At 73.6% G+C, this 18602-nt stretch carries 9 protein-coding genes; 7 read left to right on the top strand and 2 right to left on the bottom strand.

What is annotated here, in order from left to right; translation table 11 throughout:
* Position 1 precedes the first annotated feature (1 nt).
* Positions 2-3433: a non-ribosomal peptide synthetase gene (locus tag D9753_RS00500; RefSeq protein WP_121785237.1), complete on the bottom strand. Its 3432-nt coding sequence runs from the start codon at positions 3431-3433 to the stop codon at positions 2-4.
* A 103-nt stretch (positions 3434-3536) separates the two neighbouring features.
* Complete coding sequence (locus D9753_RS00495; protein WP_121790802.1) at positions 3537-4271, bottom strand: 2OG-Fe dioxygenase family protein; 735 nt, start codon at positions 4269-4271, stop codon at positions 3537-3539.
* 297 nt (positions 4272-4568) lie between these two features.
* Here D9753_RS00495 and D9753_RS00490 point away from each other — a divergent pair, with 297 nt between their 5' ends.
* The 7 genes from D9753_RS00490 to D9753_RS00460 all read left to right on the top strand — a co-directional run bounded on the left by D9753_RS00490 (position 4569) and on the right by D9753_RS00460 (position 18548).
* Positions 4569-7622 carry a condensation domain-containing protein gene (locus D9753_RS00490; RefSeq protein ID WP_121785236.1) on the top strand — a complete coding sequence of 1018 codons (3054 nt, stop codon included), beginning with the start codon at positions 4569-4571 and terminating at the stop codon, positions 7620-7622.
* 128 nt (positions 7623-7750) lie between these two features.
* Entirely contained in the window at positions 7751-8335 is a 585-nt protein-coding gene (locus D9753_RS00485) for a cysteine hydrolase family protein (protein ID WP_121785235.1), read from the top strand.
* A gap of 74 nt (positions 8336-8409) precedes the next feature.
* Positions 8410-9441, top strand: a complete 1032-nt coding sequence (hypE, locus tag D9753_RS00480; RefSeq protein ID WP_240467963.1) for a hydrogenase expression/formation protein HypE — start codon at positions 8410-8412, stop codon at positions 9439-9441.
* Between the two features lie 17 nt (positions 9442-9458).
* Positions 9459-11924, top strand: coding sequence for a carbamoyltransferase HypF (hypF, locus tag D9753_RS00475; RefSeq protein ID WP_121785234.1), 2466 nt, complete (start codon positions 9459-9461; stop codon positions 11922-11924).
* 11 nt (positions 11925-11935) lie between these two features.
* Positions 11936-13249 (top strand): PLP-dependent aminotransferase family protein, encoded by a 1314-nt coding sequence (locus tag D9753_RS00470; protein WP_163010564.1) that lies wholly within the window; start codon positions 11936-11938, stop codon positions 13247-13249.
* A 31-nt stretch (positions 13250-13280) separates the two neighbouring features.
* Positions 13281-14027 (top strand): gamma-glutamyl-gamma-aminobutyrate hydrolase family protein, encoded by a 747-nt coding sequence (locus tag D9753_RS00465; RefSeq protein ID WP_121785232.1) that lies wholly within the window; start codon positions 13281-13283, stop codon positions 14025-14027.
* Between the two features lie 285 nt (positions 14028-14312).
* A complete protein-coding gene (locus tag D9753_RS00460) occupies positions 14313-18548 on the top strand; it encodes a condensation domain-containing protein (RefSeq protein WP_121785231.1) in 4236 nt (1411 codons plus the stop codon).
* Positions 18549-18602: the final 54 nt, after the last annotated feature.

Raw genomic sequence — 18602 nt, 5'->3', positions numbered from 1 at the left:
CTCAGTCCCGCAACTGGGCGGTGACCTCGCCGGAGGACATCCGCTGGACCTGGAGCACGAGTTCGGCGACGCGGTCGGTGTCGACCCCCGCCTCGATGCCCTGGGCGCGCACCATCCGCGCGAGCGCGGCGATCGTGGGCGCCTGGATGAAGAAGTGCAGGGGCAACTCGACGCGGAACAGCTCGCGGACCTGGGAGACCACGAGCGTGGCCATCAGGGAGTGTCCGCCGAGGTCGAAGAAGTCGTCCTCGACACCGAGTTCGGCCTGCCCGAGAGTCTGCGCCCAGATGCCGGCGAGCACCGTCTCCAGCGGGCCGCTCGGCGAGACCCGGTCGGCCCGGCGTGAGGCAGCCTCGGCGGGGGCGGGGAGCCTGAGCAGATCGGTCTTGCCGTTGGCGTTGCGCGGGAGGTCGTCCAGGACCGTGAAAGAGGACGGCAGCATCGGCGTCGGCAGCCGGCCGGCGAGGTGGCGGCGCAGCGCCTCGGGCGCCGGGGCGTCCGCCGTACCGGGGACGAGGGTGAGGTAGGCGGCGAGTACGTGTCCGCCCTCGGGGCGCGGCCGGGCCGCGACGGCGGCTTGGTCGACGGCAGGGTGGGCGCGGAGCGCGGTCTCGACCTCGCCCGGTTCGACCCGATAGCCGCGGATCTTGACCTGACGGTCGATCCGGCCCAGGTAGTCGAGGGCGCCGTCACTCCGCCAGCGGGCGAGGTCGCCGGTGCGGTAGAGCCGCTCGCCGGCGCGGAACGGGTGCGGCACGTGGCTGGCGGCTGTCCGGCCGGGCATCCCGAGGTAGCCGCGGCTGATCTGGACGCCACCGATCAGGAGTTCGCCGGGGACGCCGGGTGGCTGGAGACGGCCGCGTTCGTCCAGGACGTACAGCTCCGCGCCGGTGACGGGGGCGCCGATCGGCACCGGGCCGGTCACGGGGAGCGTGACCCGCTGCACGGCGACGTCGAGGCTGGCCTCGGTCGGCCCGTAGCAGTTGTACAGTTCGACCCCGGGAACCAGTGTGAGGATTCTCGTGGCCAGGTCCGGGGGAAGTTCCTCGCCGCCGGACAGCAGGACGCGCAGGTCGGCGGCGGCCTCGGCGAAGCCGGGCCGGGCGAGCACGGGGTGCAGCAGCGAGGGGACGAAGTCGCAGGCGGTGACCCGGTGGCGGGCCAGGACATCGTGCACATAGGCCGGTTCGGTGTTGCGGCCCGGCAGGGCGAGCACGACCCGGGCCCCGGAGAACAGGGGGACGAGCAGCTCCCACAGGGCGGGGTCGGAGTTGATGGTGCTCTTGTGCAGGACGGTGTCGTCGGGGGTGAAGGCGAGCGCGTCGCACATGCCGCGCAACCGGTTGCCGAGGCCGTGGTGGGTGAGGACGACGCCCTTGGGGCGGCCCGTGGAGCCGGAGGTGTAGAGCATGTACGCGGCGCCCATGGGTGCGATCGGCACCTCGGGCCGGGTCGCGGGCTCGGCGTCCAGGGCGGTGCCGAGCGCGTTCAGGGCGACGACGTCGGGGCCGCCGTTGCCGGGCAGGGCGTGGAAACGCCCGGCACGTTCGGTATCGGTGAGGACGAACCGGGGCCGGCAGTCGTCGACCAGGCCCGCGAGCCGGTCCTCGGGGTGGTCGGGGTCGAGCGGGACACACACGCCGCCGGCCTTGAGGACGCCGAGGATCGCGGTGACCAGCTCCGTTCCCCGGTCCAGGTAGATGCCGATCCGGTCCTCCGTGGCGAGGCCGCTACGCCGCAGCCAGTGGGCGAGTCGGTTGGCGCGGGCGTCCAGCTCCGCGTAGCCGAGAGTCTCGCAGGCGGCGGGGTCGGCGCCCGCGGCGTCCACCACCAGGGCGGTGCGGTCCGGGGCCTCGTCGACGCGGTCGCTGAACCAGTCGGCGAGTGGCCGGCCCGGGTACGGGGCGGTGGCGCGGCCGCTGGTGCGGTGGAGCAGCTCTTCGCGGGTGGCGTCGGTCATCACGGGGACCGCGTGCAGGGGAAGCCCGGCGGGGGCCTCGGCGACGGTGTCGAGCACCTGGCGGACGGCCCCGGCGATCCGCTCGGCGGTGGACCGCTCGAACAGGTCGGTCGAGTAGATCAGCCAGCCCTCCAGGCCGCCGCCGTCGACGGGGGTGAACTCCAGGCTCAGATCGAGATCGGTGCCGGAGCGAGGCTGCTCGGGGACGACGACCTCCACTCCGGGCAGCCGCAGCGGTCCGAGTGGCACGTTCGTCAGCGTGAGCAGGGCGTTGACCAGGTTCGAGCGGCCGCCCTTCCGGTCGCCGTCGAGTTCCTGGACGACCTGCTCGAAGGGCAGGTCCTGGTGGGCGAAGCCCTCGAGGCACACGTCGCGGACCCGGCGCACCAGCTCCCGGAAGGTGCCGGCCCCGGCGAGGTCCACCCGCAGGGCGAGTGTGTTCACGAAGAAGCCGAACATGGTCTCGGTCTCCGGCAGTCCGCGACCGGCGACCGGGGTGCCGACGACGACGTCGTCCTCGCCGGACCATCGGTGCAGCACGTACGCGTACGCGGCGAGCAGCACCATGAAGAGCGTGGCCTGTTCCTCGCGGCCGACCCGGGTCAGCGCGGCTTCCAGCGGTGCGGGCAGGGGCAGCGGAACCGAGGAGCCGTCGAAGGTCCGCTGCGCCGGGGGGACCCGGTCGCCCGGGACACTCAGCACGGGCGCGCCCCGGAGCGCCTTGCGCCAGTACGCGCGCTGGGGCGCGGGCCCGTCACCGGCGAGCCACTCCCGCTGCCAGGCGGCGAAGTCCGCGTACTGCGCGCCGGGTCCGGACGGCAGCGCCGCGCCGGTTCCGTCCGTGACCAGGGCCGTGTAGGCGGCGGCGAGGTCTTTCACGAGCACACCGAGGGACCAGCCGTCGGCGACGATGTGGTGCAGGACGAGCCCGAGGGTCCAGGCCCCATCCGGAGTCTCGCCGGGGGTGCCCTCCGTCCGCCACAGCGCGGCCCGCAGCAGCAGGTCCTTCGCCAGGCCGAAGCGGGGCCGGACCAGCTCCTCCATGAGCCGGGGGAGTTCGTCCTCCCGTGCCGTCCCCGTCAGGAGCTCGATCGCGGCCCCGTCGGCGGGCCGGACGACCTGTGCGACCATGCCGAGGGCCGGGTCGGCCTCGAAGCCGGTGCGCAGCGCCTCATGGCGGCGCACCACCGCCCGCAGCGCCTCGGCCAGGGCCGTCTCGTCGAGCCGGCCGCGCAGCCGGACGACGACCGGCATGATGTAGGCCCGGGCGTCCGGGTCGAGTTCGTGGAGGAAGTAGATGCGTTCCTGGCCGGGGGAGGCCGGGAAGCGTCCGGCGCCGTCGGTGCGGGGCAGTATCGGAAGGGCGGTCTCGCCCCGCTGTTCCCGGCGCTGCGCGAGGTGGCGGGCGAGTTTCGCCCGCTGGGCAGGCGTCATGTCGTCGAGGACACGCCGCAGTTCGTCCCGGCGATTCATGGAGCCTCCGTCATCGGTCGTGGGTGGCGCAGTCGGGCGGAAGGCCCGGGGGGTGCCGAGGCCGGTGGGCTGTGCCGGGCTTGCGGGGCCGGTGGGGCGCCGGTCAGGCGGGCAGGCGGTCGAAGTCGACGATCAGCACGTCCCGGTACGCCGGCAGAGCGGGGTCGACGGCCCGCAGCGCGGTGACGTCGTGCAGCAGCCGCCGGTCGTCCACGAGTAGCTGGTCGCCGGGGCGGGAGAGCGTCGAGCGCAACAGCAACTCGTCGTCGTCGCTGTACAGAGAGCTCTCGCCGCCTTCCACGTTGTTCCGGCGCACGAGCAGCGAGGTCACGAAGGTGGAGCCGTCCCGGTGCCGGCCCTGCGGGGCGGGCTTGCCGACCTGGGCGGCACTGGTGACGATGCGGAAGGGGTGCAGCTTCACGTCCCAGGCGCCGATGCCCTCGGCGGCGGAGAAGATCTCGCCGAGCATCCGCACGACACCGTCGGTGATGGGGTTGGCGAGGAAGCCGTCGGTCAGCGGCTCGAAGTGCCGGTCGATCCCGCCGTTGAGCGGGTTGACCGCCGACTCCTGGCGGTAGGGGCCGTGCGCCAGCCGGGTCAGCCCGTCGGCATCGAGCCGGAAGTGCCCGTAGCGCCGGTTGCGGTAGGTGCCGCCGTCTTTCATGTACGTGTCGAGGACGAGGTCGTCCCAGTGGTCCGCGTATGCCGCCCATTCGGCGTCGCCGACGCCCAGCAGCCGCGACACGGTGTCCGCGCTCTGCAGGTGCCAGCCCTGCCCCGCCAGCTCCGCCGACGCGGTGGCCGCCGACGGATCGGGCGCTGCGGTCTTCTCCGACATGGTGTGCATATCCCCTCGCTGAGATGTGAGGCCGGCCCTCCGGACACCTGATGCTGACCAAGGGGGCCAGGGGGCGGTGAGTCGGGAGAACTCCCGATAGCTGCGGCCCGGTGGGCCCTGACACGATGACGCGGGCCCGCGGGCGGCGCTTTTCGGGACCGGCGGTGACCGGGACCGGCATCAGGACCGGCGGTGACCAGGACCGGCAGTGAGCCGGAACCGGCCGGTCACCGGCGGCGGCCGCGTACGCGTGGCCGTGCATCCCGCGTACACCGCTCTCCCCAGGAGGACTGACCGATGGCTGACGAACCGTGGGCGGGGCCCGCGTCACTGGGGCAGCACAGTCTGTGGCTGCGGAGCCGGCTGGCCCGTGAGGACTCGGCCCAGCACGTCACTGCGGTCTTCCGGCTCACCGGCGCGCTCGACGTGCCCGCCCTGACCGGGGCCCTCGACGCGGTCGTCGACCGGCACGAGTCCCTGCGGACCGTCTTCGAGCTGAGGGGCGACACCCTGACACAGGTCGTGCTGCCCCGGCTGACCCTCGACGTTCCCGTGCGTGAACTCGCCGTGGAGGCTATACCGGACGCCGTCCACGAACTGCTCCACCGTCCGTTCGACCTCGCCGAGGGGCCGCTGCTCCGCTTCCACCTGCTGCGCCTCGCGCCCCAGGAGCACCTCGCGGTCCTCGCTGTCCACCACATCGTCACCGACGCCACCTCCTCGGCCGTCCTCCTGGAGGAACTCACCTTCGGCTACGCGGCCAGGGTCGCCGGAGTCGAGCCGGAGTACGACGAACTCCCCATCCAGTACGCCGACTTCGCCGTCTGGCAGCGCGACCGGCTCAGCGGCGACCACCTGGAGTCCCTGACCGGCTACTGGGCAAAGCGGCTCGCGGGCGTGGTCCCGCTGCCGTTCACGCCCGCGACGGGACAAGTCCCGGACGGCGGACCTCGGGGCGCCGCACACCACTTCACGCTGCCTGCCGTCACTGCCCGCGCTCTGGAGAAGCTGGCGTACCATCGAGGAGCGACCGCCTTCATGGTGCTCCTCGCGGGGTACCAGGCGCTGCTCTCCCGCTGGTTCCGGCAGGACGACATCACCGTCGTCTCTCCCACCGAGGGCCGTGACCGGCCCGAACTGGAAAGGCTCGTCGGCTACTTCGTCAATCCGTTGCTGCTGCGCACCGACCTGTCCGGCGCCCCCGGCTTCTCCGCGCTCCTCGACCGGGTCCGGGCGGGCTGCCTGGACGACTTCGACCGGCGGGAGTTGCCGTTCGAGCGGGCCGTGGAGGAGCTGCGGCGGCACGGCGGGGCGGGCGCCGAACGCCTCGCGTCCGGCGCGATGTTCGTGCTCCAGTCGCCCCGTCCGGCGAGCTGGCGGGTCGCGGGGCTCACCATGGAGCTGCTGCCGTCGCCGGTGACGACCGCGAAGGCCGGTCTGGTGCTCGACGTCCGGCCGGTGGGCGGCGGGTACGAGGCGGTCCTGGAGTACGACACCGCGCTGTTCGGCCAGGCCGCCGCCGAGCGTTTCGCCCGCCACCTCGGCGAGCTGTACGCCCGGGCGGCGCGGCTGCCGGAGCTGCCGTTGCCGGAGCTGCTGGCGGCCGTCGCACCGGAGGACGAGCTTCCCGCGTTCCCCGAGACCCCGGTCCTCCCCGAGGCGGGCGCCGCCCCGCCGGAGGACGAGCTTCCCGCGCCGTTCGTCCCGCCCCGCACCCCGATCGAGCGGGAGGTGGCCCGGATCTGGGCCGAGCTGCTCGACGGGAGCGAGGAGGTCGGTGTCCACGACAACTTCTTCGACCTGGGCGGTCAGTCCCTCACCGCGGTCCGGCTCGCGGCGCGGCTGCGGGACGCCTTCCCCGTGGAGATCTCGGTACGGGACGATCTGTACCGCGACTTCACGGTGGCCGCCGTCTCCGCCACCGTCTACCGGCGGCTCGCCGGCCCCGGCACCCCCGAGGAGCCGCCGGGCACCGCCCCGTCCCCCGGACGTGTCCGCCACGAGGAGAACCTCCTCGCCGGGATGGCCGGAGCCGCAGAGACCGCCGGGGCCGCAGAGGCCGCCGGGGCCTCCTCCGCGCCGGAAGGAGGGGAGCTGCGGTTCCGGGCCTCCCTCGCGCAGGAGGGCCTGTGGGACTCGCTCTCCCCCGAGCGGACCGCCCCCCTGCTCACCGCCGGTGTCCGGCTGTACGGACCGCTCGACACCGAACGGCTGCGCGCCGCGTGGGACGCGCTCGCGGACCGGCACGAGACCCTCCGCAGCACCTACCGGATCGAGGACGGACACCTCACCCAGATCGTCGCCCCCTCCGTACGCCTGCCCCTGGACACCGCGGACGCCGAACCCCACGCGTACCCGGACATCGTCCGCGCGGAGGTCGACCGCCCCTTCGACCTGGCGTCGGCTCCGCCCGTACGGATGCGGCTGCTGCGCTTCGGCCCCGACGACCACGCGGTCCTCGTCGTCCTCCACCACATGGTCGGCGACGGGCGCACCCTGGAGATCCTCGTTCGCGACCTGTGGGCGCTCTACCTCGGCGAGGGCGACAGGCTGCCCGGACTCCCCACCCGATTCGCCGAGTTCGCCCGGCGCCACCGCGAGCTGGTCGCCGGGCCGCGGGGCGATGAGCTCACCGCGTACTGGACCGACCGGCTGGCCGGGGCCGAACCCGTCGTCCTGCCCTCCGACCGCGTCCCGGCAGACGCCCCCCGGCAGCTCGGCCGGGCCGTGGACATCGCCATGCCCGAGCCGGTCTTCGAAGCTCTGTCCCGGCTGACGGCCCGGCGCCGCACCACCCTCAACACCGTGGGTCTCGCCGCCTTCCAGCTGCTCCTCGCCCGCCGGTCCGGCCAGCGCGACATCTGTCTGCGCACCCCCGTCTCGTACCGCGACACCACCGACGTCCAGGACCTCGTGGCCGACTTCTCCAACGACGTCGTCATCCGCGTCGACCTGTCGGGGGATCCCACCTATGCCGGAGTCCTGGACCGGGTCGAGGAGGCCACCCGTGAGGGCTTCGCCCGGCACGAGCTGCCGCCCCACCTCCTGGAGCCCCACCTCCCGGACCCGGAGCTGCTCGGGCGCCTCTTCCGGGTGCAGTTCACGACCGAGGAGGAGGTGCGCGCCGGGCTCGAGGGCGGCGGGCTGCGCGTGGAGCCCCTCACTCCGCCCTTCCCGTACGCCTACCGGCCGCTGAGCGTCCGGCTGCGGCACGGCGGCACCCGCCCACACACCGTGTGGATCTGCCGCGACGACCTGTTCTCGCCCGATCGGATCGAGGAACTCGCCGCCGAGTTCCACGAGGTGATCGCGGCGATGGCCGCGGACCCCACCGCCCCAGCCCTCCGCTGAACCGCCCGGCACCCCCACCCGTCAGTGGTTCCCCCGACTGTTGCCGGACGCTGTGCCGGCGGGACCTTCGTTCCGACCGTGAGGCGCGTACAAGCCCTCGTATCGTCCACCGCCCTCCGAGGAGACCCATGAGTAAGATCGCCGTCCTCACCAACGACCTCCAGGCCGACCTGATCAACAAGAACCAGGAGCGCATCGACGCCGTCGACGCGGCGACGCCGGCCTTCTCGGGGTTCCTGAAGGCGATGCGCGAGCGCGGCCACCACGTCGTCCACCTGCAGCTGATCAACCTGCCGGACGACCCGATCGCCGAGCGCTACGACGGCTGGCTTCCGGTGCAGCAGGGCACCGAGGGCGCCGCGATCGTCCCGGCCTTCCTCGACGAGGGCGACATCGTCCTGGAGAAGAACAAGGACAGCGGCTTCTACGAGACCGACCTGCACGAGCGCCTCCAGGCCCTCGGCGTGGAGACCGTGATCATCACGGGCATGCAGAGCCAGATCTGCGTCCAGACCACCGCCGCCGACGCCTTCTTCCGCGGCTACAAGGTCTGGGTGCCGAGCGACTGCGTCGTCTCCGCCCGCGAGCAGGACAAGACCCGTGCCCTGGAGTGGATGGACGGCTACTGCGCCACCATCGCCACCTCCGAGGAGATCATCGCCCTCCTCGACTCCGACAAGGACCTGCCGCGCAAGGAGTTCCTCGTCCCCTGACGGCCCCGCGGCCTCGGCCGCGCTGCCGCACGGCAGCCCCGCACCGTACGTACGCACCGATTTTGGGAGCTTGGTTGAGCACCGGCACGGAATCCCTTCTGGATCAGCACATCGTCCTCGACCATGGGACCGGGGCCCGGCTCAGCCGGGAACTCGTCGAGTTCGTCGTGGGCGTCCTGGGCGACGTCTACATCGGCGAGATGGAGGACAGCGCGGTGCTGCCGATCTCGGTCGGCAGGATCGCCATGACCACTGACTCCTTTGTCGTCGACCCGCCGTTCTTCGGCAACGGCGACATCGGCAAGATCGCGGTCTGCGGCACCGTCAACGACCTCGCGGTCGTCGGTGCCCAGCCGCTCTACCTGACCCTGGCCATGATCCTGGAGACCGGGCTGCCCATCGCACAGCTCCACCGCGCCCTGGTCTCGATCCGCGACACCGCCCGCGAGGCCGGCGTGAAGATCGTCGCCGGCGACACCAAGGTCGTCGGTGAGGGCGAGGCCGACGGCATCTTCCTCAACACCACCGGCATCGGCGTCTTCCACGAGGAGCCGAAGCGGATGACCGACGTGGAGGTCGGCGACCGGATCATCCTGAGTGGCCCGATCGGCAACCACACCATCCACCTGCTCTCGGTCCGCGAGGGTCTCGGCTTCGAGCAGCGCGTGGTCAGCGACTGCGCCCCGCTCAACGGCATGATCGACAGCCTCCGCGACAAGGTCCCGGCCGGTGCGGTCCGCTCCATGCGGGACGTGACCCGCGGCGGCCTCTCCGCCGTCCTCCACGAGTACTCGTCGGCGCTCGGGCGGGCGGTGCGTATCGAGGAGAGCGCGCTGCCCATCGACCACGAGACGCGGATGGCCGCCGACATGCTCGGCATCGACCCCATCAACGCCGCCAACGAGGGCTGCCTCGCGCTGTTCGTGGCCCCGGACGCCGTCGACGCCGTGCTGGAGACCTTGCACGCGCACGAGTACGGGCGCCGGGCCGTGCTGATCGGCGAGATCACCGAGCGGGCCGAGAAGGCCGTCGAGATGGTCGGCACGGACGGCCGGATCAGCGAGATCGAGGAACTCAAGGGCGCGGAACTCCCGCGCCTTTGCTGAGAGGACGGGGAGCAGGGATGCGGTCGGAGAACTCCGCCAGGGAGATCGGCGGGCCCGTCGGGACCGGAGCGATCGGTGACACCCGCGTCGCCGGCGGCACGGGGCCGGGCCCGTCCGAGCGGTGGCTCATCAGGGTCGAGGGCGTCGTGCAGGGGGTCGGCTACCGCCCCTTCGTCCACACGCTCGCCCACGAGCTGGGACTCACCGGATGGGTGCTCAACGACTCCCTCGGTGTCCTCACCGAGGTGTACGGGACCCCCGAGCCTCTGACCGCCTTCGCCCGTGCCCTGCGGGACCGGGCGCCCCTGCTCGCCCGGGTGAACGAGGTACGGGTCGAGGAGACGTCCGCGGGCGCCGACGCGCCCGCGGACTTCACCATCCGGGAGAGCGTCCGGGGCGGCGACGCCCGGACGATCGTCCCCCCGGACTCGCACGTCTGCCCGGACTGCCTGGCCGAGGTGCGCGCCCCGGGCGACCGCCGCCACCGCTACCCGTTCGCCAACTGCACCCACTGCGGTCCCCGGTACTCGATCATCCGGGACCTGCCATACGACCGGGCGCAGACCACCATGACCTCCTTCGTCATGTGCGAGGAGTGCCGGCGTGAGTACGAGGACCTGGGCGACCGCCGGTACCACGCGCAGCCCAACGCCTGTCCGGCCTGCGGGCCCCAGGTCACCCTGTCCGGTCCTCCGGACGGGGTCCTCGCCGAGGCGGACGCGGCCATGACCGCGGCCGTCGAGGCGCTCGCCGCCGGCCGGATCGTCGCCGTCAAGAGCGTCGGCGGTTTTCACCTGGCCGTCGACGCCCGCGACGCCGGGGCCGTGGCCCGGCTGCGGCGCCGCAAGAAGCGCGACTCCAAGCCCTTCGCGGTGATGGCCGAGGATCTCGGCACGGTCGGCCGGATCGCCGCCCACGGCCCGGCCGAAGCCGAACTGCTCCAGTCCCCGGCCCGGCCGATCGTCCTGCTGCGCAAGGCGCCCGGCGCCCTGCCCGAGGCCGTCGCCCCGCGCAACCCGAACATCGGCGTCATGCTGCCCTCGGCGCCGCTGCACCACCTGCTGCTCGACCACCCCGCACTCGACGTCCTCGTGATGACCAGCGGCAACGTCTCCGGCTATCCGATCGTCCACCGCAACGAGGACGCGCTCGCCCAGCTCTTCGAGGTGGCCGACCTGGTTCTCCACCACGACCGGGACATCCACATACGGGTGGACGACTCCGTGGTCCGCTGCACCGACCACCCGGGCTTCGACGAGCCCGTCATCAGTTTCCTGCGCCGCTCGCGCGGCTACGCCCCGTACCCGGTGACGGTCGACACGCTCCCCGAGCCGGTTCTGGCCTACGGCGCCGAGCTGAAGACGACGATCGCCCTCGGCTCCGGCGACGAGGTGTACGTCAGCCAGCACATCGGTGACCTGAAGAACGACGAGACCTTCGCCTCGCACCGGCAGACCGCCGTCCACCTCGCCGAACTGTACGGCTTGAAACCCCGCTTCATCGCCTGCGACCTGCACCCCTCCTTCCGCTCGCACATCCTCGCCGAGGCGGAGGAGGGTGCCGAGGTGGTCGCGGTGCAGCACCACCACGCCCACATGGCCTCCTGCATGGCGGAGAACCGGATCGAGGGCACCACCCTCGGCGTCGTCTTCGACGGCGCCGGCTACGGCACCGACGGCACCATCTGGGGCGGCGAGTTCCTGCTCGGCGACTACACCGAGGTCCGCCGCACCGCCCGGCTGCGCCACATCCCGCTGCTCGGCGGCGACAAGGCCGTCCACGAACCGATCCGCACGGCCTACGCCCTGGCCCTCGACGCCTTCGGACACGAGGCGGACGCGGTCCTCGCCGCCTTCCCCGTCCTCGGTGAACTCACCGAGCAGGAACGGCACGTGTACGCCACGATGGCCCGCCGCGGCGTGAACGCGCCCCCGGCTTCCAGCATGGGCCGCCTCTTCGACGGCGTCGCCGCCCTCCTCGGCGTCTGCTCACGCGCGGAGTACGAGGCCCAGGGCCCCATCGAACTCGAAGGACTCCTCGGCCGCGACCTCGCTCTCGCGGAGCCGTACGCCTTCGCCTTCGCACCCGCCGCCGACTCCGCCCCCGGCGAGCACACCACCGAGATCAACTTCCGGCCGGTGATCCGGGCGATCGCCGCCGACCTCACCGCTGGGCTCGGCACCGCCGAGATCAGCCGCCGCTTCCACTCGGCCGTCGTCGGACTCGTCCGCGACCGGGGCACCGAGGAGTGCCGGGCCGCCGGCACCGACCGGGTCGTCCTCTCCGGGGGCGTCTTCCTCAACGAGTTCCTGCTCGTCAACTCGCTGCTCGAACTGCGCGCCGCCGGCCTGTCCGCACACGCCCACCGCCTGGTCCCCACCAACGACGGCGGCATCGCCCTGGGCCAGGTGATGGTCGCGGCCGCCCGCTCCGGCCGGTCCTCCGGGACGGTACCCGCGCAGCCCGCCGCGCACGAACGATGAAAGGAACGCCGATGGCCCCAGCTAAGATCACCCTCAGCGACGTTGTCCAGCTACTCGCGGAGCACGAGGAGACGGCCGCACGGACGCTGAGCCTCGTGCCGTCCGAGAACGCCATGTCCGGACTGGCCAAGCTGCCCATGCTCCTGGACCCGTACCACCGCTACTTCTTCAACGAGACCGACGACCCCGACCGCTGGCACTTCCGCGGCGCCCAGAGCCTGCGCGACATCGAGACCGACGTCGCCATCCCGCTCCTGGAACGCCTCGGCAGGGCCGACTACGTGTCCGTGCGCCCGCTCAGCGGCCTCAACGCGATGACCCTCGCCCTGGCCACCCTCGGCGGCGACCCCGGCTCCACCGTCGTCACCGTCGGCCCCGGTAACGGCGGCCACTACGCCACCCCCAGCGTCGCCCAGCGGCTCGGCCAGCGGGTCGAGTTCCTCCGCGGCCCCGACCCGCACTCGCTCGACCTCGACCACGCCGCCGAGCTGCTACGCCGGGTGCGGCCCGCACTCGTCTACGTCGACCAGTCCCACTGCCTCTTCCCCATCGACGTGGCCGCCCTGGTCCGCGTCGTCCGCGAGGCGTCCCCCGAGACCCTCGTACACGTCGACGCCAGCCACTGGATGGGCCTCGTCCTCGCCGGAGTCTTCCCCAACCCCCTGGACGCGGGCGCCGACAGTTTCGGCGGCTCCACCCACAAAACCTTCCCCGGCCCGCAGAAGGCGCTGATCCTCACCCGCGACGCCGACATCGAAAAGCGCATCCGGGAGACCCAGGACTACCTGGTCAGCAGCCACCACTTCGGCGCCACCCTCAGCCTCGGCATGGCCCTCCTGGAGTTCCAGGAGTTCGGCCCCGCCTACGCGCGGGCCGTCGTCGGGCACACCCGTTCCTTCGCCGGACTCCTCGCCGGGCGCGGCCTCACCGTCTGCGCCGCCGACCGCGGCTACACCGCCGGACACCAGCTCTGGCTCGACACCGAGCGGGACGGCATCGCCCCCGGCCTCGCCAGCGATCGGCTCTACGCCGCCGGACTCAAGGTCAACTTCATGGCCGGGCTGCCCGGCTTCACCGGCCAGGGCATGCGCATCGGCCTCAATGAAGCCGCGTACCAGGGCCTCACCGAGGAGGACCTGCCGGAGCTCGCCGACGTCTTCGCCGCCGCCGTCCGCGACGAACGGCCCGCCGCCGGCCTCGCCGACCGGGTCGCCGCCCTGCGGGGGGCCCGCACCCCGCTCGGTGCCGCGCTGCCCGAGGCCGCGGCCCTCCTCGATCGTTCCCTCGCCCTGGCCGGTCGCGCCCTGGGCGCCCACGCGTCCTGACCCACCCACGACGACCCCTGGGAGCACCCCCATGAGCCGCCCCGTCATCGGCATCGCCGCCTACCGGGACCGGGCCCGCTGGAACATCTGGGACACCGACGCCACCGTCGTCCAGCAGTCCTATGTGCGCGGGATCGCCGACAACGGTGGCCGCCCGGTGGTCCTGCCGCCGGACGACCTCGACGCCGACGTCCTGCACCGCCTCGACGGACTGCTCCTGACCGGCGGCGCGGACATCGACCCCGCCCACTACGGGCAGGAACCGCACCCCGCCTCCGACACCCCCCGCCCCGACCGGGACCACGGTGAACTCCTGCTGCTGCGCACCGCGCTCGACCTGGACCTGCCGGTCCTCGGCGTCTGCCGCGGCCTGCAGCTCCTCGCCCTCGTCCACGGGGGCACGCTCCATCAGCACCTGCCCGATGTCGTCGGGCACACCGGTCACTGCCCGCGCGAGGGCGAGTTCGGACGCCACGAGGTCCGCTTCACCGAGCGCAGCCGGGCCGCCGCCGTGTACGGACCGCGGGCCGTCACCAACTCCCATCACCACCAGGCCGTCGCCGACCCGGGCCTGCTGACCGTCACCGGCCGCAGCGACGACGGCGTCGTCGAGGCCGCCGAGGACCCCGCCAAGCGGTTCGTCCTCGGCGTGCAGTGGCACCCCGAGGTCTCGGGCGACGACGAGCTCTTCGCCGCCTTCGTCGCGGCCTGCGCCCGGCCCGCCGCCGTTACGGCCCCGGGCGCGGACCCGCTCCGGACCGTCGGAACCCTCGGATGACCACCCCGGGCCCGCCTCCGGCTCCGGCTCCGCGGGCACCCGGGCGCTCCCCGACCGCGCCATGCAACAGGGCGAGTCAGGGTGGACGTCCCACCCGGGACAGGAGCTGTTGTGCCCGCTGCCCGAGCTTCCGCTGTTCGCGGAGGTGTCCCCCGAGCCGTTCGCCGAGGCGGCCGTACCCCGCCCCGGCGGCACCCGCCGGCCCCTCCGGGTCCACCCGCCCGGCTCGAAGTTTCCCGCCCCGTCGGTGCCCGGCCCCGGACCGGCCCCTTTGGAAGTGAGACCGTGCAGACACAGACCGACCCCACCGGCCGGACCCTCGTCGACGTCCTCCGGGACCGTGCGCGGAGCACTCCGCACCGCACCGCGCTGAGGTTCCTGGAGGACGGCGAGGAGGAAAGCTCCGTCGACTACGCCGAGCTCGACCGGCGCGCCCGGGCGGTGGCCACCGCCCTGCTCGACCGGGGCATGCGCGGGGAACGCGTTCTGCTCCTCTTCCCGCCCGGCGCCGACTATGTGACCGGCTTCCTCGGCTGCCTGTACGCGGGGGCCGTCGCCGTCCCGCAGTACCTGCCCGCCGGGAAGCATGGCGCGGACGGCGTCCTGACGACCGCCCGGGACGCGGGCGCCACGCTCGTCCTCGGTGACGGGGCCGGGCTCGCCTCGCTGCGCGCCCAGTACCCCGCCTTCGCCGACGGCTCCCTCGACTGGCTCGCCGTCGAGGAGGCCCCGCGGGCCCCCGCCGAGGCCGACTGGGACGGTCCAGCCCCCGAGGACCTGGCCTTCCTCCAGTACACCTCCGGCTCGACCGGCACCCCCAAAGGCGTGATGGTCCGGCACGACAACCTCGTGCACAACTCCGCGGCCATCAGTCGCGCCCTGGGCACCCACGAGGGATCCGAGGGCGTCAGCTGGCTGCCGCCCTACCATGACATGGGCCTGATCGGCGGCATCCTCCAGCCGCTGTACGCGGGCTTCCCCTGCACCCTCATGGCCCCCATGGCTTTTCTGCGCCGGCCGCTGCGCTGGCTGGAGGCGATGAGCCGGCACCGCGCCACCGTCTCCGCCGCTCCCGACTTCGCCTACCTCGAATGCGTGCGGCGCAGCACCGAGGAGGAACGGGCCCTCCTTGACCTCTCGGCCTGGCAGCACGCCCTGTCCGGCGCGGAGCCGGTGCGGCCCGCCACCCTGGAGACCTTCGCCGGGGCATTCGCCCCGAGCGGCTTTCGGCCCTCCGCCTTCCACCCCTGCTACGGCATGGCGGAGACCACCCTCTTCGTCACCGGCGGAACGCCCTCCCGCGGAACGCCCCGCGTCCTCGAACTCGACCGCGACGCCCTTCAATCGGGTGAGGCACGGGAGACCCCCGGAGACTTCGGGGGCTCCACGGTCGCGCGTTCCACCGTCCGGCTCACCGGCTGCGGGACCCCGCAGAGCGAGGACCTCGTGGTCGTGGTCGACACCGCCGTCGGCGCGCCCTGCCCGCCCGGCCGGGTGGGCGAGCTCTGGGTCTCCGGCCCCACCGTCACCGCCGGGTACTGGCGGCAGCCCGAGCAGACCGAGCAGACCTTCCGGGCCCGCCTCGACACCCACCCCGGCCGGGAGTTCCTGCGCACCGGCGACCTCGGCTTCCTCCACGACGGTGAGCTCTTCGTCACCGGCCGGGTCAAGGACCTGATGATCGTCCGGGGCCGCAACCACTATCCGCAGGACCTGGAGGCCACAGCCGAGGCCGCTCACCCGCTGATCCGGCCGACCCGGTCCGCCGCCTTCTCCGTGGAGCGCGCCGGTGAGGAGCACGTCGTCCTGGTCCACGAGGTCGTCCGGGGCTTCGACGCCGACCGGACCCAGGAGGTCCTGGCGGCCGTGGCCCTCGCCGTCGGCACCGCCCACGGCGTGACCCCGCACGAGGTCGTCCTCGTCCGCCCCGGCGCCGTCCCCCGCACCACCAGTGGCAAGATCCGGCGCGGCGCCACCCGCGAGCTCTGGCTCACCGACGCCCTGGCTCCGGTCGCCCGCGGCGGCCGGAGCACCGGACCGGCCGCCCCCGCCGCCGAGGAGGAGTGGGGCGATCCCGCCGCCGTGGCCTCGATCGCCGCCGCACTCGACCTCCCGGCCGGCCGGCTGTCCCCTGACGTCCCGCTGGTCGCGCTCGGCCTGGACTCGTTGCGCGCGGTCCGGCTCGCAGAGACGCTTCACACCGCTCACGGCGTCACGGTGCCGCTCACCGACCTGCTGGACGAGGCCACCCCCAGGACGACCGCCGCCCTGGCCGCGGGAGGGCCCGGCACCACCGAGGCCACCCCGGCACCGACACCGCCCCCTGCGCCGACCCCGGCCGCGGACTCCTCCGGGGCACGGTCCGCCGACGGCCCGGCGGCCGTCACCCGCGGCCAGGAGTGGATGTGGCTCCTCGACCGTATGGGAGCGGGCGGCGCCTACCACATCGTCGGCGGGGTACGGATGAGCGGACCGGTCGACCCGGACCGTCTGAGGTCCGCCCTGACCGCGCTCGCCGACCGCCACGAGGCGCTCCGCACCGGTTTCGCGCCCGGCCCCGACGGCGTACCGCGCGCCACCGTACGGCCTCCGGCGGCGTTGCCGCTCCCGCTCCTCGACGTCACCGACGCCTCCGGTTTCGAAGAGCGTGGACGCCGCGCCGTGCGGGCCGTCGAGGAGCTCGGCCGGGAACCCTTCGACCTGGCCGAAGGGCCTCTGCTGCGCGCGGTCCTCGTCCACGCGGGACCGGATGACTGGTACCTCGGCATGGCCGTCCACCACATCGCCGTGGACGGCTGGTCGCTCGGCGTCCTCCAGCGCGAACTGGGCGAGCTGTACCTCGACCCGGACACCCCCGGACCGGCGACGGCCGGCCCGCTGCCCGCCGGGCCGGATCCGGACCCGGCCGCCGAGGCGTACTGGGCACGGGAGCTGGCCGGTGCGGGCGCCGTCACGCTCCCCGCCGATCTGCCGCTCCCCAGGCACCTGTGGAACGGCGCCGCGCTGCCCTTCGCCCTCGCCCCCGCCGCCGTGGCGCGGCTGCGGAACCTGGCCGCCGCGCACCGGGCCACGCCCTACATGGTGCTGCTCGCGGGCCTGACCGCCGTGCTCGCCCGGTGGACCGACCAACGGGACCTCGTCATCGGCACTCCCGCGGCCCGCCGCCACAGGCCCGGCACCGCCGACCGGGTGGGGCTCTTCGTCAACACCCTGCCGCTGCGCGTCGACGCGGCCGGCGACCCCGGTTTCGCGGAGCTCATCGCCCGTGCCCGCGCCGCCTGCCTCGCCGCCCACCCGCACCAGGACGTGCCCCTGGAGCGGATCGTGGAACTGGCCGGCGACACCGCCCCGGCCGGTCCGCGCGCCCCCCTCGTCCGGGTGTGCCTCGCGCTCCAGAACCTGCCGCTGGAGCCCTGGGAAGCCCATGGAGTCAGCGCAGAACCTTTCGAACTGCCTTCCCCGGGTGCCCAGTTCGAGCTGAGCCTCCACCTCACCGAGCGGCCGGACGGCAGCCTCGCCGGACATGCCCTGTACGCCGCCGACCTGTTCGCCGAGCGGACCGTACGGGACCTCCTCGACGCCTTCGCGGCCCTCGTCGACGCCGTACCGGACGCGCCCGACACGCCCCTGTCCCGGCTGCCGCTGCTGTCCCCCGCCGCCGAGGAACGGGCCCGTGCGGCAGGCGCGGAGCACGGGCGGTTCGTCGCCGACGCCTCCGGTCGCCCCGTGCCCGCCGGAGTCCCCGGCGAGCTGTGGACGGCCGGCCCCGACGCCCACCCCACGGGGACGCTCGCGCGGCGCACCGCCGACGGCTCGGTCACGGAGCTGGGGCCGACCGGGGAAGCGACCGAGATCGGCGGCCACCGGGTCCTTCCCGGCCATGTCGCCGCCCTTCTGGCGGCCCATCCGGCGGTCGCCTCGGCCTCCGTCGAGATCCTGACCGACGGCGGCCCGCGGCTGACCGCCCTCCTCGAACCCGCGGGCGGGGACCGGCCCGACCCTGGTGAGCTGCGTGCCTTCCTCTCGGCATGGTTGCCCGAGCGGTCCCTCCCTGCCGTCCTCGACTGGTCCGACGCCCGGACCGGGGCCGCCGCCGGGACGGTCCCGGACGGCGCGGGGGAGGGCTTCGTCCTGGAGGTCCTCGACGCCTTCGGCGAGGACCGGGAGTTCGTCGCCCCGCGCGACGAGACGGAACGCCGCCTCGCCGCCCTGTGGTGCGAGGTCATGGGCCTGCCCGAGGTGTCCGTCACCGACGACTTCTTCGAGCTGGGCGGCCACTCCCTGCAGGCCGCCCGGATCGCGGTCCGCATCCAGTCCGCGTTCGGCACGGAGGTACCTCTCGGCGAGCTGCTGCGGACCGGGCTGACGGTCGAGAAGCTCGCCGCCCGGCTGCGCGAGGACGCCGGTGCGGAGGCCGGCGTGGACACCGACACGGCCACCGACGAGGACGCCTTCCTGGAGACCGCACTCGACGAGCTGGAGCAGCTCTCCGACGAAGAGATCGCCGACCTGCTGCGCTGAGCGGCGGGGGCGGCACCCCGCTCATACCGCCCCCGCTCGTCCCGTACCGCTGCC

It is taken from the genome of Streptomyces dangxiongensis (assembly GCF_003675325.1).
GTDB classification, from domain to species: domain Bacteria; phylum Actinomycetota; class Actinomycetes; order Streptomycetales; family Streptomycetaceae; genus Streptomyces; species Streptomyces dangxiongensis.
This window is presented reverse-complemented; position numbering and strand designations above follow the sequence as displayed.